At 64.6% G+C, this 19,127-nt stretch carries 19 protein-coding genes and 2 pseudogenes; 8 read left to right on the top strand and 13 right to left on the bottom strand.

Annotation, left to right across the window (positions count from 1 at the left end; translation table 11 throughout):
• Positions 1-90 precede the first annotated feature (90 nt).
• The 4 genes from LJ760_RS15370 to LJ760_RS15355 are packed head-to-tail and all read right to left on the bottom strand — an operon-like array spanning position 91 to position 2,156.
• Positions 91-285, bottom strand: a complete 195-nt coding sequence (locus LJ760_RS15370) for a hypothetical protein (RefSeq protein ID WP_227924203.1) — start codon at positions 283-285, stop codon at positions 91-93.
• Between the two features lie 46 nt (positions 286-331).
• Entirely contained in the window at positions 332-961 is a 630-nt protein-coding gene (locus LJ760_RS15365) for a DUF3618 domain-containing protein (RefSeq protein WP_227924202.1), read from the bottom strand.
• A complete protein-coding gene (locus LJ760_RS15360; RefSeq protein ID WP_227924201.1) occupies positions 958-1,383 on the bottom strand; it encodes a phage holin family protein in 426 nt (141 codons plus the stop codon). Before LJ760_RS15360 ends, LJ760_RS15365 begins: the two co-directional genes overlap by 4 nt.
• Positions 1,383-2,156: a hypothetical protein gene (locus tag LJ760_RS15355; protein ID WP_227924200.1), complete on the bottom strand. Its 774-nt coding sequence runs from the start codon at positions 2,154-2,156 to the stop codon at positions 1,383-1,385. Before LJ760_RS15355 ends, LJ760_RS15360 begins: the two co-directional genes overlap by 1 nt.
• Before the next feature lie 223 nt (positions 2,157-2,379).
• Here LJ760_RS15355 and LJ760_RS15350 point away from each other — a divergent pair, with 223 nt between their 5' ends.
• The 3 genes and pseudogenes from LJ760_RS15350 to LJ760_RS15340 all read left to right on the top strand — a co-directional run.
• Entirely contained in the window at positions 2,380-2,919 is a 540-nt protein-coding gene (locus LJ760_RS15350) for a hypothetical protein (protein ID WP_227924199.1), read from the top strand.
• Positions 2,920-2,925: 6 nt separating this feature from the next.
• Positions 2,926-4,395 carry a glutamate--cysteine ligase gene (locus LJ760_RS15345; RefSeq protein ID WP_227924198.1) on the top strand — a complete coding sequence of 490 codons (1,470 nt, stop codon included), beginning with the start codon at positions 2,926-2,928 and terminating at the stop codon, positions 4,393-4,395.
• Between the two features lie 205 nt (positions 4,396-4,600).
• A pseudogene (locus tag LJ760_RS15340) lies at positions 4,601-4,993 on the top strand (Hsp20/alpha crystallin family protein); the annotation flags it as partial.
• A gap of 308 nt (positions 4,994-5,301) precedes the next feature.
• Here the strand turns inward: LJ760_RS15340 and LJ760_RS15335 are convergent.
• The 3 genes from LJ760_RS15335 to purH all read right to left on the bottom strand — a co-directional run bounded on the left by LJ760_RS15335 (position 5,302) and on the right by purH (position 9,405).
• Positions 5,302-6,264 carry a bile acid:sodium symporter family protein gene (locus LJ760_RS15335; RefSeq protein WP_227924197.1) on the bottom strand — a complete coding sequence of 321 codons (963 nt, stop codon included), beginning with the start codon at positions 6,262-6,264 and terminating at the stop codon, positions 5,302-5,304.
• A gap of 128 nt (positions 6,265-6,392) precedes the next feature.
• The gene (locus LJ760_RS15330) at positions 6,393-7,628 is read right to left on the bottom strand and encodes an NADP-dependent isocitrate dehydrogenase (protein ID WP_227924196.1); all 1,236 of its coding nucleotides are present in this window, start codon (positions 7,626-7,628) and stop codon (positions 6,393-6,395) included.
• Between the two features lie 163 nt (positions 7,629-7,791).
• Positions 7,792-9,405 carry a bifunctional phosphoribosylaminoimidazolecarboxamide formyltransferase/IMP cyclohydrolase gene (purH, locus tag LJ760_RS15325; RefSeq protein WP_227924195.1) on the bottom strand — a complete coding sequence of 538 codons (1,614 nt, stop codon included), beginning with the start codon at positions 9,403-9,405 and terminating at the stop codon, positions 7,792-7,794.
• A gap of 296 nt (positions 9,406-9,701) precedes the next feature.
• On the opposite strand from purH, the gene LJ760_RS15320 reads away from it, so the two are divergent.
• Positions 9,702-11,054 carry an MFS transporter gene (locus tag LJ760_RS15320; protein WP_227924194.1) on the top strand — a complete coding sequence of 451 codons (1,353 nt, stop codon included), beginning with the start codon at positions 9,702-9,704 and terminating at the stop codon, positions 11,052-11,054.
• A gap of 7 nt (positions 11,055-11,061) precedes the next feature.
• Here the strand turns inward: LJ760_RS15320 and purN are convergent, their stop codons facing one another.
• Positions 11,062-11,640, bottom strand: a complete 579-nt coding sequence (gene purN, locus LJ760_RS15315) for a phosphoribosylglycinamide formyltransferase (protein ID WP_227924193.1) — start codon at positions 11,638-11,640, stop codon at positions 11,062-11,064.
• A gap of 40 nt (positions 11,641-11,680) precedes the next feature.
• Here purN and LJ760_RS15310 point away from each other — a divergent pair, with 40 nt between their 5' ends.
• Positions 11,681-12,112: a hypothetical protein gene (locus LJ760_RS15310; protein ID WP_227924192.1), complete on the top strand. Its 432-nt coding sequence runs from the start codon at positions 11,681-11,683 to the stop codon at positions 12,110-12,112.
• Here LJ760_RS15310 and LJ760_RS15305 read toward each other — a convergent pair.
• Together LJ760_RS15305 and LJ760_RS15300 are read right to left on the bottom strand one after the other, a co-directional pair.
• Positions 12,109-13,359: a cell division protein PerM gene (locus LJ760_RS15305; protein ID WP_227924191.1), complete on the bottom strand. Its 1,251-nt coding sequence runs from the start codon at positions 13,357-13,359 to the stop codon at positions 12,109-12,111. The genes LJ760_RS15310 and LJ760_RS15305 overlap by 4 nt on opposite strands.
• Positions 13,360-13,475: 116 nt before the next feature.
• Complete coding sequence (locus LJ760_RS15300; protein WP_227924190.1) at positions 13,476-14,222, bottom strand: TSUP family transporter; 747 nt, start codon at positions 14,220-14,222, stop codon at positions 13,476-13,478.
• Positions 14,223-14,244: 22 nt separating this feature from the next.
• Here LJ760_RS15300 and LJ760_RS15295 point away from each other — a divergent pair, with 22 nt between their 5' ends.
• The 3 genes from LJ760_RS15295 to LJ760_RS15285 all read left to right on the top strand — a co-directional run bounded on the left by LJ760_RS15295 (position 14,245) and on the right by LJ760_RS15285 (position 16,329).
• Positions 14,245-14,880 (top strand): DUF1684 domain-containing protein, encoded by a 636-nt coding sequence (locus LJ760_RS15295; protein ID WP_227924189.1) that lies wholly within the window; start codon positions 14,245-14,247, stop codon positions 14,878-14,880.
• A 75-nt stretch (positions 14,881-14,955) separates the two neighbouring features.
• Complete coding sequence (locus LJ760_RS15290; protein WP_227924188.1) at positions 14,956-15,513, top strand: GNAT family N-acetyltransferase; 558 nt, start codon at positions 14,956-14,958, stop codon at positions 15,511-15,513.
• Between the two features lie 12 nt (positions 15,514-15,525).
• Positions 15,526-16,329, top strand: coding sequence for an MSMEG_6728 family protein (locus LJ760_RS15285; RefSeq protein ID WP_227924187.1), 804 nt, complete (start codon positions 15,526-15,528; stop codon positions 16,327-16,329).
• A gap of 568 nt (positions 16,330-16,897) precedes the next feature.
• Here LJ760_RS15285 and LJ760_RS15280 read toward each other — a convergent pair.
• The 3 genes and pseudogenes from LJ760_RS15280 to LJ760_RS15270 all read right to left on the bottom strand — a co-directional run.
• The gene (locus tag LJ760_RS15280; RefSeq protein ID WP_227924186.1) at positions 16,898-17,623 is read right to left on the bottom strand and encodes a hypothetical protein; all 726 of its coding nucleotides are present in this window, start codon (positions 17,621-17,623) and stop codon (positions 16,898-16,900) included.
• A gap of 167 nt (positions 17,624-17,790) precedes the next feature.
• The gene (locus LJ760_RS15275; protein ID WP_227924185.1) at positions 17,791-18,462 is read right to left on the bottom strand and encodes a DUF6318 family protein; all 672 of its coding nucleotides are present in this window, start codon (positions 18,460-18,462) and stop codon (positions 17,791-17,793) included.
• A 168-nt stretch (positions 18,463-18,630) separates the two neighbouring features.
• A pseudogene (locus LJ760_RS15270) lies at positions 18,631-19,127 on the bottom strand (hypothetical protein); the annotation flags it as partial.

The raw sequence follows: 19,127 nt of genomic DNA, 5'->3' as shown, positions 1-19,127 counted from the left end.
CCCCCCCGGGGGTTAGACCCAAAAAAACCCCGCGGGCGGGCCCCCCCCTTTGGCGGGGGCGCCCCCGCCGTCGTCGTTTTCAGTGCTGCGCTAGCCGCCCAGACCGCCCAGGCCGCCCGGAAGTTTCCCGAGCAGGTCCTTGGGATTTATACCCAGTTTGTCCAGCAGACCCGAGTCGCGCTCGGTATCCACCTTCTCCGGCAGGTCGGACTCCGCCTGACCTGCCTTCGAGCTGTCGCCGCGATTCTTCAGAAATTCGATAATCTGCTGCTTGTCGATCTGCATCAGGTACTCCTTTGCTGAGTGGCCGCGCGCTGCGGTTTGGTGCCTGCTAGGCGTTCTTCACGTTCTGCGGCGCTTCGGAAGCGGATTCCTTGACGTCCGAGGCGGCTGCCTGGCCTTCGGACTTCACGTTCTGCGCGGCGTCCGTGGCAGTGGCCTTGATGTTCTCAACCGCTTCCTGAGCCGGTTCCTTGAGGCCCTCGGCCATTTCCTTGGCTGCTCCGGCCAGTTCCTCGGTCATCGGCTGCGCGGCTGTCTTGATGTTGTCAGCAGCGACGCGCTCCTTGTCGCTGGCGGGGATCAGCGTTGCCGCCAGCAGGCCGGCGCCGAAGGCAATCAGGCCTGCGGCGATGGGGTTGCCCTGCGTCTGGCCCGCGAGCTTCGCCGGTGCACCCTGGACAGCGGAGCCGGCGGCAGACATGCCGTCCGAAACACTGCTGCCCATATCGGAAACACTGCCGCCGATGTTGCTGCCGGTATTGCCTGCGCTGTTACCTACTGAATCGGCCACACCCATCACCTTGTCCTTCACTCCGAATACTTTGTCCTTCATCTTGTCCGTCTGGCGCTGAACGATGTGGGAAGGAGTTACCTTGTCCGCCACGGCGTCCACGTTGGTGCCTAGGCGCCGGCGGGTTGCTTCGATGTCGGCGCGGATCTCATCCGGGTTTTCACTCATCGTGTTTCCTCGCTTGGTTTCATAGTCTGGGGGATCTCCTGCAGCGTCTCTGACGTCTGCGGCATGCCCTTGATCTTCTTCATTTCCGTGCGTCCGCGGGAGGCGAGGACGGCAGCGACGATGCCCCAGATAACCGCCACGATCACTGCTGACCAGCCGAAGCCGATAGCCGTCGTGCCCAGTGCGTACCACAGGGCGACCGAGAGGAAGAGGAGTACGAAGTACCCTGCGACGGCCGCTCCGGCGAACATTCCGGCACCCGTTCCTGCGCGGGTTGCGGACTGCTTCAGTTCGACCTTCGCCAGCTCCACTTCCTGACGCATGAGGGTGGACATATCCTGCGTCACCTGGCCGAGCAAATCGCCCAGGGACGTAGATTCAGCCTTAGCCTGCGCGGGTGTGGGAGGGATTTCGGTACTCATCAGTGCCGACCACCGCTGTAGGGATCAGCTGCCGGAACGCCGGTGGAGGGGGTGGGCGGAAGAGTCTGGGCCGAGGCAGGACCCGTACCCGGCTGGCGGACCGGTTCGGTGCCGAACGGATCATTGGTTCCGGCGGTTCCGACCGTGGGCTGTGCCGCCGGTGCCTGCGGGACAGGCGTCACGGGCGGAACGGGCGGCCCCACGTGCTGGCCGGCGGATCCGGACGTGCCCTGCGTCGGGAGGCCTGCGCTGAGGCCCTTGTTGAGGCGGCCTGCCAGGAAACCGGCTCCGGCTGCGATGGCGAGGAAGGCGACCGGGCGCTGGCGGGCAAAGCCCTTGACTTCGTCCAGCAGGGATCCGGGATCGCGGCCGTCGAGCCACGTGGCGGCCGACGACGCACGGCTGGCTGCCTGACCGACGAGATCGGCGGCTACCCCGGACTGGCCGGACTGAGCCATGGAGTGCAGTTCATCTGCCATCGAGCGAAGGCCTTCAGCCACCTTCTGCTGCTGGGTACCTGCCTGCTCGGTGAGATCGGAACGGGCCTGGGTAAACAGGTCCTTGGCGTTGGTCTTTACCTCGGAGGCAACACCCGCTGCTTCAGACTTGGCGGTGTCCGCTACCTGAGCGGCGTTACCCTTGGCCTGCTGGGCGATGTCACCTGCCTGCTGCTTGGCCGCATCGGCCTTCGCTGCGGCCGTGGAGTCGTCGTTCGTGCCTCCGGCCGGGGATGCTGCATGGCTTCCGTCGCGCGGAGTGAAGTTCTCTGTCATCATCGCTCTCTTTCGTCATAGCAACTGCTGATCAAGATCGGATGGTCCGTACCAAGATAATAAGCACACTTAGTTACGAATGTGTAGCGTGTTAGGATTGTAAGTGCCCTTGCTATTGGATTCTGTGCGTGGTTTTCTTTTTGCACCGATCAGAAGAGCCCGCGGACCCCGTTCCCTGCCGAATAATCCGGCAGGGCAGTCCCCAACGCACAGGAGCATCACATTGGCTGCAAACCTAGTAGCACGATCTGTCCATGACCTCACAGCGGCGGCTTGGTTCGGCGGTTCCCTGATGGGCGCCGTCGGACTTAACGGAGCAACTGCGGAGGCCAAGGATCCCACTGAAAGAACCCGGCTGTCCGCCCTTGGCTGGAAGAAGTGGGCCCCCGTGCAGGCCGGAGCAATCGGATTGCACTTCCTGGCCGGACTCGCACTCATCGGCGACAACAAAACCCGGGTCTCCAAGCAGGAGGGGGTTGGCTCCCTCACCGCCTACAAGGCCGCCGTAACGGCCCTCGCTGCGGTAGTCACCCTCTATTCAGGCATCTTGGGCGGCAAGGTAGGAAAGCTCTCGGAGCAGGGCAGCCAAGGGGCTACGGAACCCCGCGAGGGCGCATCCAAAGAACTGAAGTCGGCCCAGCGCCAGCTGAAGGTCCTGCAATGGAGCATCCCCATGCTTTCGGGGGCGGTGATTGTGATGGGCGCCCAACACGGAGAAATGCAACGGCCGGCCAATGTCCTCAAGGGCCTGAAAAAGAAGTAACGGGCAATGGGCGCAGAAGTTACGAGCAGGACCTTCAGCCGGGCGCAGCGCACGGCTTACCGGCAGCGTTTGCTGGAAAACCTGGACCACTTCGCTCACTTCCTTTCCACCGCGCAGTTTGCGGACACGGCCAGCATTGGCCTGGAACTGGAGCTGAACCTGACCAACCGCGATTTCTCCCCAGCCCTCCGCAACACGGCTGTCCTTGAGCGAATCGCCGATCCGGCCTTCCAGACCGAAATCGGCGCCTTCAACATCGAGATGAACCACCCCGCAATGTCGGTGGCACAGTTCGGGTTGAAGGAGCTCGAGGACAGCCTCCGGGCACAGCTCAACCGTGCCGATGAGCGGGCCGCTCAGGAAGCGGCAGACATCATGATGGTGGGCATCCTCCCCACCCTGACCCCCCGCTTCATGGACGGATGGGACTGGCTCAGCAGCGGGCAGCGTTATGCCGCCCTGAACACGTCAGTCCTCCAGGCCCGGGGAGAAGACGTCCTCCTCGATCTGTCAGGCCCGGAGCCGTTGTCCTTCTACGCACAGAACATCGCGCCGGAGGCTGCGTGCACTTCGGTCCAGCTGCATCTGGAAGTCTCACCCGAACAGTTTGCCCCCGCCTGGAACGCGGCGCAGATGATCGCCGGCCCGCAGGTTGCCCTTGCCGCCAATTCGCCCATCTTCATGGAACACGTGCTGTGGCACGAGACCCGGATTGAACTCTTCAAACAGGCCATAGACACCCGGCCGCCGGAAATGCGCAACCAAGGCGTACGCCCCCGTGTCTGGTTCGGGGAAAGGTGGATTACCTCGATCTTCGATCTCTTCGAAGAGAATGTCCGCTACTTCCCGGCCCTGCTTCCGGAGTTGTCCGGCAACGGAACCGAAGCCACCCCTTTCGGTGCCCCGCTGCTGCCGGAACTGCGTCTGCACAACGGCACGGTCTACCGCTGGAACCGGCCGATCTACGACCCCGGCAGCGGCACACCCAACCTGCGCCTGGAGAACCGCGTGCTGCCGGCCGGCCCGTCCGTCCTGGACGTGGTCGCCAACGCCGCGTTCTACTATGGGCTCGTGGAGTACATCCGCACAGCTGACCGGCCGCTGTGGAGCCGCATTGCCTTCAAGACGGCGTCGGACAACTTCCTGGCCTGCGCCCGGCACGGACTGGAGGCAGCCGTCTACTGGCCGGGCATCGGCGAGATTCCGGTGGCCGAACTGATTGTGCGCCACCTGATTCCGCAGGCCGCCGAGGGCCTGAGGGAACTGAAAGTGGATTCTTCCCTGATCGACCGATACCTGACCGTGGTGGCCGAACGTGCCCGCACGGAGCAGAACGGTGCGGCTTGGCAGATCGCCACGCTGCGCCGCCTCGAGGACGCCGGGATGCCGCGGCCGGCGGCCCTGGCTGAGCTCTCCCGGCTCTACTGGGAGAACATGCACACCAATGCGGCCGTCCATTCCTGGCCACTCGGCTGACTGAGCCCTGGCCGCTCGGCTGACTGTGCGATAACCGGGCGCCTGCCGGCAAAATCGGCCGCGAACCTAGCACTCAAAAGTGTCGAGTGCTAGCGTAAATTCCATCGTTGAGTCAGGACGACTCAACCTTTATCGACCCTTTTCCAACAACGGCATTCCAACCGCCGGTGCCCGGCGGGTACCGGCGCAACAGGAGTTGATGACAATGGCGATGAAGTTTGATCCTTTCCGTGAGCTTGACCGGATGGCAGGCGCCCTTCTCGATCCCCGGCAGCGGTTGCGGCTGATGCCGATCGATCTCTACCGCGAGGGCGACCACTACATCCTCAACGCGGACCTGCCGGGGATCGACCCCGGCTCAGTGGACGTGGACGTTGACGGCCAGTTGCTGACCATCAGGGCCGAGCGGACCATCCACACCACCGAGGGGGTTACCTGGCTGACCCGCGAACGGGAAAGCGGGACCTTCCTGCGCCAGCTGAATCTTGGGCAGGGCATTGATATTGACTCGATCTCCGCGAAGTACGAGAACGGGGTGCTGAGCGTCTTCATTCCGGTGAGCGAACGGTCGAAGCCGCGCAAGATCGAGGTGGCGGCCACCTACAAGGACGGCCACACCATTTCCGGGCAGTCTTCATCGGAGCCTGCTTCGGTCTCGTCCAGCGGCGGCTCGGGTTCCGGCGGTTCCGGCTCACCGGGCTCGTTCGGCCAGAGCAGCGGCGGTTCGGGGTCATCCGGTTCCGGATCATCCGGTTCGGGCGGGCAGTCGTCGTCCGGCGATCGGGGCGCGGGCATCTAGCCGCAGAACGGCCGGCACAACCGGCGCAGGCCCCGGACAGCAGGTCCGGGGCCTGCGCCGCGCCACGGGCGTTCGGTCAGCTGCGGTGGGCCTAACAGGCCAGACAGTCAGCTGGTGGGGCGCCGCTGCCAGATGGCTGCCATCACGGCACCGCTGACGTTGTGCCAGACCGAGAAGACCGCTGCAGGCAGGGCGGCTTCGGGGGCGAAGTACTGCCTCGCAAGTCCCGCCGCGAGTCCGGAGTTCTGCATACCCACTTCAATGGCCATGGTCCGGCGCGAGGGAATCGGCTGCCGGAACAGTTTCGCTGCGCCGTAACCCAGCCCAAGTCCCAGGCCGTTGTGCAGCACCACCGCCAGCAGGATCATCCAGCCCGCGGTAAAGATGGCTTCGGCGCTGCCGGACACCACGGCAATAACCACGAAGGTAATGGCCAGCACCGATATCCAGGGCAGGACGGGCAGGACCCGGTCCACCGCCCGGGGTGCCAGATACCGGATCGCCAGGCCCAGCACCACCGGGATCAACACAATCTGGACAATGGACCATGCCATCGACCCGGCGTCCACTGCCATGTACCGGCCGGCGAGCCAGAGCGCGAGGAGCGGGGTCAGCAGCGGCGCAAGGAGTGTGGAAACCGACGTCATGGCGACGGAAAGGGCTACATTGCCGCGGGCCAGGTACGTCACCACGTTCGACGCCGTGCCGCCGGGTGCACAGCCCACCAGGATCACGCCGGCCGCGAGTTCGGGGCTGAGCTGCAGGGCCCAGGCGATACCGAAACCAAGCAGCGGCATAATCAGGTACTGCGCCACCACTCCGAGCAGGACGGGCAGCGGCTGCCGGAGAACCAGCGCGAAATCCGGCAGGGTCAGGGTCAGGCCCATCCCGAACATAATGAGCATCAGCCCGGGGTTGATGTAGCCGGACAGGCCGGTGAACGTCTGCGGGAAGAACAGGGCCACCGCTCCCCCGGCAACAATCAGCAGCGGGAACACGGTTACCGCAATGCGGGCGCTTCGCTCTTCGGCGCTCTTCGCGGCGGGCTGCGCAGTGGTGGAGTTCGGCATCCCCACATGGTGGCACCGCCCGTGCGGCTGCGCTAGTTGTTACGCGCGTGCTTAACAAGGAGGGAAACGACGACGGGGCGCCGCCCCCATAAAGGGGCAGCGCGCCGTCGTCGTTGGTGCAGTAATGCTTAGGCTGCAACCTCGGCGCCCAGGCGGGCCTTGAGGTTCTCGTCCAGAGCGGCGAGGAACTCTTCCGTGGTCAGGTAGGCCTGGTCCGGGCCGACCAGCAGTGCCAGATCCTTGGTCATCTTGCCGGATTCGACCGTCTTGATGACAACGTCTTCAAGGGTCTCGGCGAAGTTGATGACCTCGGGGGTGTTGTCCAGCTTGCCGCGGTGCATCAGGCCACGGGTCCACGCGAAGATCGAGGCGATCGGGTTCGTGGAGGTGGGCTTGCCCTGCTGGTGCTGGCGGTAGTGGCGGGTAACCGTACCGTGTGCAGCTTCGGCCTCGACGGTCTGGCCGTCCGGGGTCATCAGCACGGAGGTCATGAGGCCCAGCGAGCCGAAGCCCTGTGCCACTGTGTCGGACTGGACGTCGCCGTCGTAGTTCTTGCAGGCCCAGACGTAGCCGCCTTCCCACTTCATCGCGGAGGCAACCATGTCATCGATCAGGCGGTGCTCGTAAGTGAGGCCGGCTGCTTCGAACTGGTCCTTGAACTCGGCGTCGAAGACTTCCTGGAACAGGTCCTTGAACTGGCCGTCATAGGCCTTCAGGATCGTGTTCTTGGTGGAGAGGTACACCGGGTAGTTGCGCTGCAGGCCGTAGGCGAAGGAAGCGCGTGCGAAGTCCTTGATGGAATCGTTGAAGTTGTACATACCCATGGCGACGCCGCCATCTTCGTTGTATGTAACAACCTGCTGCTTGATTTCTTCGCTGCCGTCGGCAGGCGTGTAGGTCAGCGTCAGGGTACCGGCACCGGGAACCTTGAAGTTCGTGGCCTTGTACTGGTCGCCGTGCGCGTGGCGGCCGATGATGATCGGCTTGTTCCAGCCCGGGACCAGGCGCGGGATGTTGGAGATGATGATCGGTTCGCGGAAGACCACGCCGCCCAGGATGTTGCGGATGGTCCCGTTCGGGGAGACCCACATCTTCTTCAGGCCGAATTCCTCGACGCGTGCTTCGTCGGGGGTGATCGTGGCGCACTTGACGCCTACGCCGTGTTCCTTGATCGCGTTGGCAGCGTCGATCGTCACCTGGTCATCAGTCGCGTCGCGGTTCTGGATGGAGAGGTCGTAGTACTTCAGGTCTACGTCGAGGTACGGGTTGATCAGGCGATCCTTGATGAACTGCCAGATGATGCGGGTCATCTCGTCGCCGTCGAGCTCTACTACAGAGCCCACAACCTTAATTTTCTCAGCCACACGATCTCCTTGTGTGTTGGTGGGCACCGGAGCATGTCTTGTGGCATGACGGAACCCGTCTTTTTGGCTTTTATTTGAGTTCAACTATGCCACAGCCCACTATCCGCGCCCTAAACAGCAAGGCGGCGCATTACCTGCACTGCCTTGCCGTTCCAGGCATACTTCAGTGGAAGAAGTGGCGCGCACCCGTGAAGTACATGGTGATGCCGGCAGCCGCCGCGGCTTCAATCACTTCGTTGTCCCGGACCGATCCGCCCGGCTGCACCACCGCGCGGACACCGGCGTCGGCCAGGATCTGCAGGCCGTCCGCAAAGGGGAAGAACGCGTCGGAAGCGGCTACCGAGCCGAGGGCCCGTTCCTCACCGGGACCGCCGAGTGTATTGGCACGTTCGACGGCGAGCCGGCAGGAATCCACCCGGTTGACCTGCCCCATGCCCACGCCCACCGAAGCGCCGTCCTTCGCCAGGAGGATGGCATTGGACTTGGCTGCACGCACGGCGGACCATGCGAAGGCCAGATCGGCCAGCGTCGATTCGTCAGCGGCCTCGCCAGCTGCAAGCGTCCAGTTTGCGGGGTCATCACCCTCGGCCTGCAGCCGGTCCGCCTTCTGCACCAGGACGCCCCCGGATACCTGCCGGAATTCGGTGTTGTTGCGCCCGTAGCCGTCCGGCAGCGTCAGGAGGCGGATGTTCTTTTTCGCCGAGAGGATCTCCACGGCTTCCGGCTCGAAGTCAGGGGCGATCACCACCTCCGTGAAAATCTCCTTCACGGACCGGGCCATGCCGGCCGTGACCGTGCGGTTGGCGGCAATGACTCCGCCGAAGGCCGAGACGGGATCGCAGGCATGGGCCTTGGCGTGCGCTTCCGCGATAGGGTCCGCGGCGCCGGGCGAGGCCACGGCAATGCCGCACGGGTTGGCATGCTTGACGACGGCGACGGCCGGTTCCGTGAAGTCGAAGGCTGCGCGCAGGGCGGCGTCGGCGTCCACGTAGTTGTTGTAGGACATGGCCTTGCCGTGCAGCTGGTCGGCCTGGGCGACGCCGGGTTCGGCACCCTTGTCCACGTAAAGCGCGGCGTCCTGGTGCGGGTTTTCCCCGTAACGCAGCACTTCGGCCCGTTCCAGGGAAAGCCCGGTGTAGGCCGGCCATTTGGTGCCGTCTTCGGTGCCGTCGCCGAACTGCTCTGCCGTCCAGGTGGCAACGGCGGTGTCATAGGCAGCGGTGTGCGCGAAAGCTTCGGCGGCCAGCCGGCGTCGTTCCGCCAAGGCGAATCCGCCTTCGGCTGCCGCGGTGACAACGTCGGAGTACTTGTTGGGGTCCACCACCACAGCCACCGAGGGGTGGTTTTTCGCCGCGGCGCGGACCATGGAGGGGCCGCCGATGTCGATCTGTTCCACCACTTCGTCCTGGCCGGCGCCGGAGCGGACGGTCTCCACGAACGGGTAGAGGTTCACCACCACGAGGTCGAAGGGTTCAATCTCCATTTCCTCCAGCTGGGCAATGTGGTCCTCGCGGCGGCGGTCGGCGAGGATTCCGGCATGGACCCGCGGGTGAAGCGTCTTGACGCGTCCGTCCAGGCATTCCTTGAAGCCGGTGACTTCCGCGACCTCAGTGACCTCTACGCCCGCTGCGGCAATCTGCTTTGCGGTGGAACCGGTGGAGACGATGCTGACGCCGGCTGCCGCAAGGCCCTGCGCGAGTTCCGTCAGGCCCGTCTTGTTGTAGACCGAGATCAGGGCCCGGCGGATGGGAACACGGTCAAGGACGGGATTGCTCACAACTGACACTCCAAGTGGTCGATGATCGGTGCGCAGGCCGTGCGGCCCACGAGAAGTTTATGCCTTCGCTTCGTTTCGGTCCCCGGACTCCGTGTAACAACCCGTCTCGGACCCGTTTTCCAGTGGCCGGGTCAAGTGCAGGGGGCCGGATTCCAAGCGGCTCGGCAGCCACATTCCCCAGAGGGCCGCAGCCGTGCCCGCGCGAGTCCCTTCGGTTTTATCCACATGTAGTGGCTCCGCCGCGGTAGTGTTCTCCCCGAACCCGCGCACCTCCCCTCCGAAAGGCCCCGAACCACATGTCCGTCACCAACGCCCTGCCCACCGGAGACCAGGTGGTCCAGAACCTGCCCTGGCGGTGGAAGGTTCAGGGCAAAATCTTCCTCATCGGCGGCCTCGGCTTTATGTTCGATGCCTGGGATGTAACGCTGAACGGCGTCCTGATTCCTCTCCTCTCCAAGGAATGGGATCTGGTCCCGGCTCAGGCCGCCTGGATTGGAACAGCCAACCTGCTCGGCATGGCGATCGGTGCCTTCGTCTGGGGTTCCATTGCCGACGCGATCGGCCGGAAACGGGCATTTTCCGCCACGCTGCTGGTGTTCTCGATCTTTACGGTGCTGGGAGCCTTCTCCCCGGACATTGTCTGGTTCTGCATCTTCCGTTTCATGGCCGGTTTCGGGCTGGGCGGCTGCGTTCCGGTGGACTATGCCCTGGTGGGTGAGTTCACTCCGAAGAAACAGCGGGGAAGGGTGCTGACCGGTATGGACGGCTGGTGGCCCGTCGGCGCAGCGCTGTGCGGTGTCACCTCAGCGGCCATCATGGCCACTTTCGCGGATTGGCGCTACACCATGCTGATCATGGTGATCCCCGCATTCCTGGTCTTCTGGGTGCGGCGCTCGGTTCCGGAGTCTCCGCTTTATCTGGTCCGGAAGGGCCGCACGGAGGAAGCTTCCGCGGTCATCGATGATCTGGTCCGCCGCACCGGCGGGACGCAGACCGAATGGCATCTGCCCGAACCGCAGGCCCCCGAGAAGCTGTCCCTGCGCACCGTCGGCACCCAGCTCACGGATCTCTGGCGGTTCAGCGCCAAGACCACCATTGCCGCCTGGTCCCTGTTCCTGACCATCCTTCTGGTCTATTACCTGGCCCTGCAGTGGATGCCGAAAATCCTCGTGGATGCCGGGTTCGCCGAACACCGCGCGTTCCTGACCACCTCGGGGATGGCCGCCGTCGGCCTGTTGGGCGTCATCGTGGCGGCGCTGCTCGTGGAAAAGGTCGGCCGGAAATGGATCCTGGCGATCACCGGTCCGCTTTCGGCTGCCATCCTGGTGGTGGTCGCCCTGGTGGTGGACGTCCCCGCTGCCGCCACGGTCTTGCTGCTGGTGTACGGGTTTGTGGTGCAGGTAGCCATCCCCGTGCTCTACGCCTACGTGTCGGAGCTCTACCCCACCAATCTGCGCGGCAGCGGTTTCGGCTGGGCATCCACCGTTTCCCGGATCGGCGCCGGGTTCGGCCCGCTGATCTTCGTGTCGGTGCTCTGGCCCTACCTGGGACTACCGATGTCCTTCGCCCTGGCCGGTGTCCTGGTCCTCATGGCCGTACTGTGGATGGCCCGGTTCGCACCCGAGACAAAGGGTGCGGCCCTGGACTAGCCGGTGGTTACAGCGCCGGCAGGCCTTCGCGGCTGATCCGATCCAGCGTTTCAATCAGCAGCCGCCGTTCCTGCACCTTGATGCGTTCGTGCAGCGTTTCCTCAGTGTCGCCGTCGAGCACTTCGACGGCGGCCTGGGCGAGGATCGGCCCGGTGTCGACGCCGGCGTCGGCCAGGTGAACCGTGCAGCCGGTGACCTTCACACCATAGGCAAGTGCGTCACGGACCCCGTGCGCCCCGGGGAAGGACGGCAGCAACGCCGGGTGGGTGTTGAGGTAGCGTCCCTCGAAGGTGTCGATGAAATGCTCGTCCACAATCCGCATGAATCCGGAGGAGAGGACCAGATCCGGCTTATAGGAGGCAACCTTCTCCGTGAGTGCCCGGTTCCAGTCCGCCCGCACCGGGAAGTCCCGGAAGGGGACCACGAAGGTCGGGTAGCCGGCGTCGGCGGCGCGCTGGACTCCGTAGGTTCCGGGCCTGTCGGAGCCGACGGCGGCAATCTCCACGTCAAGCCTGCCGTCACGGACGGCGTCCAGCACCGCTTGGAGGTTGGATCCGGTGCCGGACACGAGGACTACGATGCGCATGCGTCCACCATAGGACGCGGCGTCCCCTACGCTTAAACCCATGACCGACGGCACCCAGCACCAGACCAAGACCCTGCCCGCGCCCGACAGCCGCCATCCCGCGCCTTCAGACGAGCAAAAGCGCAACGCGATTCAGTATGTGCGAGTGTTCTGGCTCCTGATGTTCGCCACACTGCTGAGCAGCAACCTGGTGCTGCCGTGGAAGCTGATCCCGCTTGCGCTGGGGATCGCCGCACTGGTGGTGGGGATCATCGCCGTGGTCAAGCTGGCGAGGCGCCGGATGGGGCCGCTGATGCCGGTACTGGTGTCGCTGGGCCTGGTCATCACGGCCCTCACTACTTTGGGGCTGGCCGGAATGGCCTTGCTTTGGGATGAGACCGTAACCTACGAATCCTGCATGCGCTCCGCCCTCACCCTCGATGGCGTGGAAGCCTGCGAGGCGGAATACCTGCCGTTCCAGCAGATCCGCTAGGCGTCCGGCTTGGGTTCACGCTCGAGCCACGGCCCTACTGCGTAACCAATGACGACGCCGATCCCTACTTCCGCGGCCACCCACAGCCCCAGGCACAACGGATCCGGTCCGAGGCTGACGAAGCGTCCGATGCCGAGGGAGCCGAGGGCCAGCCAGGCAGCGCCGGCGGCCAGGACTCCGGACACCAGACCGACAATCACCCCGAGTACAAGCGTGGAAACGGGTGCGGTGAACCAGCGGGCGCGGATCTTGATGGAAAGCCACTCGTCGAAGTGGTTTTCGCCTTCCCGGAGGAACCACCAGCCCGCCAGGATCCCGGCCGTCACCGGGATCAGCAGTGCCGCGTAGCCGTATTCCATGTTTCCCACGGGCAGGGCCGCCAGCACCGGCAGTGCCGGCAGCGGACCGACGGTGGTTTCCAGCGGACTGATCATGCTTCCAGTTCCGAGCGAGAAGCCTGCGCCCGACGCCCAGCCCAGCGTCCAGACCACGAAGTTCGGCATCAGCCCCAGTTCCACCACGGTGAGCACCGCCCCGCCCAGCGCACCGGCGTCGAGCCGTTCGTAGACGGACGCGATCTCGGCCCAGTTCATTGCCAGGGCCACCACGAGCAGCACGGCGGACAGCCCCAGCGCAGCGAGCGTGCCTACCGCGCCGGCGCGCAGCGCGGCCCACATGTATGAACCCGCCCAGCGGGAATGCTGGCTGGTGCGCGCAATCCAATCGGTCAGGTCCATGCCGATCAACCGCACCCAGGAACCGGCCTCCATGCGGGCACCCACAATGAGCCCGGCACCTGCGGCGATCAGCGGCACCAGTGCGCCGGCAGTTACCGAAATCCGCACGCCCTCGGTACTGCAGAAGTACGCCGCCGCGGCACCGATCAGCGCATAGGTGCCCAGTGCGCCCAGCAGTGCTTGCCAAAGCTGGTCCGTATAGGAGGCCCGGGCAAGCCGTCGGCCGGCCCGCCAGGACAGGAAGAACGGAATCAGGGTCAGTCCCAGCGGAAAGAAGGAGAGCAGCCCGGAGGCGGGCGCCTCTCCCAGTTCACCGGCGGGGAAGCTCAGCGACATCGGCACGCCGTGGATCAGCAGCCAGGCCTGGCCGCCCAGGCGGGCCAGGGAGGTGAAGTCCCGATCCGTAAACCCGTTGGCAAACCACACGCCGATGAGCGGCAGGAGGACCAGCAGGGCGGAAAGCACCGCGGCCTGGCCCAGTTCGAAGGTCCCCTGCAACCAGAGTGGCATGGGCGGCACACCCGGCTTCTTCGGCCGCAATAAAATTTTCATCGTTTCTATCGTGCCATCCGGCCCTGCACAGCCCGTTGAGGCGCCGGCGTGAGTCGGGTAACTCCGGCGGTGCCCTAGAGGTCGGCCAGGCCCTTGACCAGTGCCGCTGCCGCACCGATAAACGCAATAATGATCACGGCCAGCCGAGCCTGGTCATCGCGGATGTAGCGCTGCAGTTTCTCGCCGACGTAGATCCCGCCCACAATCATGAGCCCGATCAAGGCCCACGCCCAGGGCTGGAACGGCGGTATCTGTCCCGGATCCAGCAGTAGCTTGGACGTCAGGGTGACCATGGCCGTGGTGACGAAGAACGGCTGCAGCGTGGCTGCGAACGGACGTTGCGGCCAACGGGCCAGCAACGCGTACACGCTTACGGCGGGACCGCCGACGCCGGCCATCGCGTTCGTGATCCCGGAAGCGAAACCGGCCACGGCTTTCGGGACGTTGCCGGTCAGCACCACGGAGGTGCGTTGCAGGAGCAGTGAGATGCTCAGCGCCACGAGGACGACGGCGCCCACCGTCACGGCCAGCGGTGCGGCGGGAAGGTAAACCGCGGCCGCTGATGCCGGCACGCTGGCAATCACCGCGGGGACGGCCAACCAGCGGTACATGGACCAGTCCACGTCCCGCCAGACGCGGGACATGATCAGCAGCGAAGAGACCAGTCCGCAGATGTTCACCATCAGCACTCCCCCGTGGGAGCCGAGGATGATCACCAGGAAGGGGGAAATCAGGAGCGCAAAGCCCAGGCCGGCGATCCGCTGGGCGATCGCGCCGATGAAGATGGCGACGAGCACCACTATGAGGAGTCCGGTAGTCACTCGAACACACTACGCTGGACGCATGGTATCTCCCGTCACAGCCCTTGACACCGCCGATTGGCGTCGTAACATGTTCGCCCTTTACGAGCAGGCGAGGCGAGCCGCCGACGGCATGTCGGCGTCGCACTCCCATGCCTTGTGGGCCACCGGACGGGACCGGCTCTTCGGCACCCACCCGGCGTCGCCCCTTCCCGAAGACACACGCCGCCGCTTCCGCGGGCTGCGGACGGCCCGCTACGATCCGGCGTTCCGGTTCGAGGCGGTAATTGACGACGCCGGCGCCGGCGAGAAGATGGAGGTCGCTACGGGGACGGACGGCGTGGTGCCGTTCACCCGGCTCGGCACGGTCACCGCCGACGGCGTAGGCAGCCTGGCGGTCTGGCATCTGGACTCCTACGGCGGCGGGATCTTCATTCCCGTGCGCGATGCGACGTCCGGCGTCGACGGCGGCAGCTACGGAGGGGGACGGTACCTGCTGGACACGATCAAGGGTGCGAACCTCGGATCGGGGAATCTTCCCGGCAGCCTGATCCTGGATTTCAACTTCCTTTACAACCCCTCCTGCGCGTATGACGAGGCATGGGCTTGCCCGCTTCCGGGTCCGGACAACACCGTGGATACCGCGCTGCAGGTGGGCGAGCTCTACGCGCGGTACTGATCCAGGATCCTGCCAGGTTACGGGGCGGGTTACGCGCCGGGCTTGTCCGGCGTTCCGCGTGCCTATGCTGGAAGGGTGCAAGCTTCCATTTCATCCGCAACGCTTGAAGATGTTCCCGGGCTTGCCGACCTGGCTGCCGTGACCTTTCCGCTGGCCTGCCCGCCTGAGGTAACCCCGGAGGACAGCGCGGCGTTTATCGCGGCGAATCTTTCCGCGGAGCGCTTCGCCGGTTATCTCACGGACGAGACCTACCGTGTGCTGGTCGCCCGGACGGAGGGCCGGCTAACCGGTTATTGCCTGCTGGTGCTGGTGCCACCGTCCGATCCGGATGTCGTGGAGGCCCTGGAGTCGGGGCGGGCGGTGCTGCCCTCGGCCGAGCTGAGCAAGTTCTACCTGGATCCGGCTATGCACGGAAGCGGTCTTGCCGGGCAGCTGGTCGAAGCTGCTGCCCGGGCGGCTGAGTCGGCGGGTGCCCGGTCCATGTGGCTGGGCGTGAACAACCGTAATGTGCGGGCCCAGTCCTTTTACCGCAAATCCGGGTTCCAGACCTTCGGGCGCCGGTCCTTCCAGGTGGGAACCCATACTTTCCGTGACCTGATCATGGTCCGGCAGTTCGGCACCGGCGGGCAGTGACAGACTAGGCCCGTGCAGACCTTCCTTCCGTATCCGGGCTTCGCCCGCAGCGCCGCCGTCCTGGACCAGGCGCGACTTGGCAAGCAGCGGGTGGAAACCCTGCAGTTATTGCGCGGGTTGGTGGTTCCCGATTACGGCTGGCAGCGCCACCCCGCCCTGCTGATGTGGAAGGGCTTCGTGCCCGCGCTCACCGCCTACGGGCTGGCGATGACGGATGAGTGGATTGCCCGCGGCCATGCCGATACCGTCCGGGAACAGATCCTGGAGTTCGCTCCGGAGGCTGCGGAAGCTTCGGAGGCCGACGTCGACCTTCCCGCCTGGATAGGCGACGAGGAGCTGCACCGCAGCCATCGCTCCAACCTCATCGAGAAGTCTCCGGACGTCTACGGGCCGCTGTTTCCGGACACCGATGCCGGTTTGCCTTATGTATGGCCCTCCCCTGCCGATGTTCCGGATCCTGTTGACCCTGCTCCCGGCGAAGCGCTGTGGGTGGTGCGTGCAGTGCCCGACGGCGATGCTGCCGCCGTCGTCCTGCCGATGCTTTCCGCCAAGGGCACTCCGATCACCGGCAAGAAGGGCCGGCAGCTGGTTCGGTTGCTGGAGGATATGGACGACGGCGACCAGGTGGCTGTTCTTTCTCCGGCTGACCGGACCCGGCTGCTTCTTGGCCGTGCCGGGCCCGTCGAGCTCACGAACGATACGGCGGTGCGGCAGGTGAAGCTGAACGGGGAGATTTCCCGGTCAGCGTTCTCCTACCCTGCGGTGCTGCAGGATCCCCGGACACTTTTTGCGGTGCCGAGGCCGGAATCGGTCTAGCAGCTGTCATGTGTTGGGTCCACCATGCACGTACCTCATGGTCGCGGTGGTGACGACTTCCACTTCGCCATCCTTGTCCGGATCCCCGCTGCGGTTTGTCCGGAGCCCCGCACCTTGTCCGGAGCCCCCTGCGGTTTGTCCGGATCCCCGCACTTGTCCGAATCCGCCCTGCGGTTTGTCCGAATCCCCCCACTTTGTCCGGATCCACCCTGCGGTTTGTCCGAATCCCCGCACCTTGTCCGGATCCACCCTGCGGTTTGTCCGAATCCCCGCACTTTGTCCGGATCCCCGCGCTGCGCGGCGCAGGAATTGTCACAAACCGTGGGGATTCCGACAAATCGAAGGATTTCCGGGCCCGGCGCCCGGAACTCACGCGATTCGCGGCCCTCCGGGGCAGACTGCTCGGTATGGAGAGGCAGGAAGAGCCCGACTATGTGCCGCACCGCTCTGCCCGGCCGGTACCGGCTGATCGCTGTCACACTCCGGGCTGCTTGTCGCTCCACGAGCCCGGCTTCGCCTGCTTGAACCCGTAGCTCGCAGGCTCATACCACGCTGTGTGTGTGCCGGGCTAGCATCCGACGCCGTTGGGGTTCACCAGGCAGTTGTCGGCCACGCTGCGGGTTTCCGCGCGCCAGACGCTCAGGGTCTGGGATGCGGAGGACACCGCGGCCCGGCCGTCGATGGGAATCATCGGCCCGCCGTTCACGGAATAGGTTCCGGAGAAATGCACCGTCGCACCCACTTGGTAGTTGCCGCTGGCATCGTATTTGTGGCTGGTCTGGGTCTGGTCGCCCCACCGGTCCTGGGCCAACGGCGCCCCCGGGACACTGGTGGGTCCGTAAACCGTGCCGTCCCCGTAGGTCAGTTCGAATTCGGTGGGGGTAGCGACAATCCGGACCGTCTGGTCCAGCAGCACCATTTCAAAGACCTGCTCCGCGGCCTCGACGTAAACGTTCGTTTCCATCCCTACCAAGGTGTGGGGACTGGGTTGCAGGACCAGTTTCCCGGCAGCGATCGGGCGTTCCTGGAAAGCCGTAAGGATCTGCGCCTGGATCTGCTCGCCGATATCGACCGGTTCTTCGGAGTAGATGCAGGACGGGGTCTCGCTGACCTTTTCCCACAGGCTGGGATCACGATCCTTTAACCCTCGGTACCAAAACACCAACCTCCCGTCATCGCCAGCCGTGCAGGCAGCTTGGTTAGCTGCGAGGCATTCGACGTTTCCTGCGAGGTCGTCAAAACAGACCGGTTCGAAGCGGTATCCGAACGGGTCATCCGGTATACCTACAGGCATGGAAGTCCACATCCCGCTGGCAGGATCTTGACGATAGACGGCAGAACCGCCCACCTTGCTTCCTCCAACGAAGGAACCCTCACCGGCGGACCCGCCTCCATTTCCAACCATGGGAAGCACCAGAACAGCTACGGCCATTCCTTGGTAGAAATGTTCCCTTTTCGTCCTCATGGCACATTGGTTTGCATAGTGTCGATGAAGAACAAAGTCCATTGCCCCTCGACGAACCCCGCTTCAAAGAGCTGCGCAGCCGAACCCGCATCGCCATCGTCAACACTTTGTATACCGCTCGGGCTATAGAACTCCATGTCTTCCTGCTGGAGCATAACCACTACTTGATAGCGGCCCTGTGGCGTCAGGACAAACTCAGAAAGGGCGTCCTGCACGTCAATTTGCCCCTGGGCGATCCAGTCTTCACCAACAAACCCTTGGTCCACTACGTCGTAGTAGTTGAGGCAAGCAGTGCAATCCGGACTGCTAATCGCCTGGACCGGCCCCACATCGCCGGTCTCGTACCCGTAATTCGCTGCCTCGTACCAATACCGGGCAAAGGCCTCAAGCCCTTCCTTCGACTGAACCTTCGCCTCCTCCGGCATCACCGGCAAAGGGACATTCTCCGCAGGCCCCTCAGCAGACGCAGGCTTGTACTTGGCCCTGGGAGTGGGCGTCGGCGTCGGCGTTTCCGAAGCCGTGGAAGCCGGGTTTGAAGGCGACTCCCCTGCTCCGGAATCGCCGGGATCCCCCGACGCACCCGAGCACGCGGTCAGGAACAGCAACGGGACGACAGCAGCCAGGAGCTTCACCCGCACAGCAGGACGGAGCATTTCAGTTCTACGCATTCGAAAACCCCCAAGGCTGGGTGGGCCGCGAGACAAAGGATCAAGCAGTCGGTTCGGCCATAGTAATCAGGCCGTTGCCGAGCCTAGCGACTTATCCACAGGGCACCAGAGGAATCCCGAATCCCCCGACCCAGGGCACGGTCCACACCAACCCGGCAGGACTTCACTTCAGCATCCGACGCCGTTGGGGTTCACCAGGCAGTTGTCGGCCACGCTGCGGGGTTCCGCCCGCCAGACGCTCAGGGTCTGGGATGCGGAGGACACCGCGGCCCGGCCGTCGATGGGAATCATCGGCCCGCCGTTCACGGAATAGGTTCCGGAGAAATGCACCGTCGCACCCACCTGGTAGTCACCGCTGGCATCGTATTTGTGGCTGGTCTGGGTCTGCTCGCCCCACCGGTCCTGGGCCAACGGCGCCCCCGGGACACTGGTAGGCCCGTAAACCGTGCCGTCCCCGTAGGTCAGTTCGAATTCGGTGGGGGTAGCGACAATCCGGACCGTCTGGTCCAGCAGCACCATTTCAAAGACCTGCTCCGCGGCCTCGACGTAAACGTTCGTTTCCATCCCTACCAAGGTGTGGGGACTGGGTTGCAGGACCAGTTTCCCGGCAGCGATCGGGCGTTCCTGGAAAGCCGTAAGGATCTGCGCCTGGATCTGCTCGCCGA

The sequence above is a fragment of the Arthrobacter sp. zg-Y895 genome, assembly GCF_020731025.1.
Classification (GTDB): Bacteria; Actinomycetota; Actinomycetes; order Actinomycetales; family Micrococcaceae; genus Arthrobacter_B.
Note: the sequence above shows the minus strand (reverse complement) of the source record. Positions and strands in the feature narration are given on the sequence as shown.

Excerpts from the sequence above, each read along its gene's own strand:
- LJ760_RS15345 (WP_227924198.1), top strand. The coding sequence starts at position 2,926 with ATGGGCGCAGAAGTTACGAGCAGGACCTTCAGCCGGGCGCAGCGCACG.
- LJ760_RS15275 (WP_227924185.1), bottom strand. The coding sequence starts at position 18,462 with ATGCGTAGAACTGAAATGCTCCGTCCTGCTGTGCGGGTGAAGCTCCTG.
- LJ760_RS15370 (WP_227924203.1), bottom strand. The coding sequence starts at position 285 with ATGCAGATCGACAAGCAGCAGATTATCGAATTTCTGAAGAATCGCGGC.
- LJ760_RS15320 (WP_227924194.1), top strand. The coding sequence starts at position 9,702 with ATGTCCGTCACCAACGCCCTGCCCACCGGAGACCAGGTGGTCCAGAAC.
- purN (WP_227924193.1), bottom strand. The coding sequence starts at position 11,640 with ATGCGCATCGTAGTCCTCGTGTCCGGCACCGGATCCAACCTCCAAGCG.
- LJ760_RS15355 (WP_227924200.1), bottom strand. The coding sequence starts at position 2,156 with ATGACAGAGAACTTCACTCCGCGCGACGGAAGCCATGCAGCATCCCCG.
- LJ760_RS15360 (WP_227924201.1), bottom strand. The coding sequence starts at position 1,383 with ATGAGTACCGAAATCCCTCCCACACCCGCGCAGGCTAAGGCTGAATCT.
- LJ760_RS15280 (WP_227924186.1), bottom strand. The coding sequence starts at position 17,623 with ATGCCTGTAGGTATACCGGATGACCCGTTCGGATACCGCTTCGAACCG.
- LJ760_RS15365 (WP_227924202.1), bottom strand. The coding sequence starts at position 961 with ATGAGTGAAAACCCGGATGAGATCCGCGCCGACATCGAAGCAACCCGC.
- LJ760_RS15335 (WP_227924197.1), bottom strand. The coding sequence starts at position 6,264 with ATGCCGAACTCCACCACTGCGCAGCCCGCCGCGAAGAGCGCCGAAGAG.
- LJ760_RS15305 (WP_227924191.1), bottom strand. The coding sequence starts at position 13,359 with ATGCCACTCTGGTTGCAGGGGACCTTCGAACTGGGCCAGGCCGCGGTG.
- LJ760_RS15310 (WP_227924192.1), top strand. The coding sequence starts at position 11,681 with ATGACCGACGGCACCCAGCACCAGACCAAGACCCTGCCCGCGCCCGAC.
- LJ760_RS15295 (WP_227924189.1), top strand. The coding sequence starts at position 14,245 with ATGGTATCTCCCGTCACAGCCCTTGACACCGCCGATTGGCGTCGTAAC.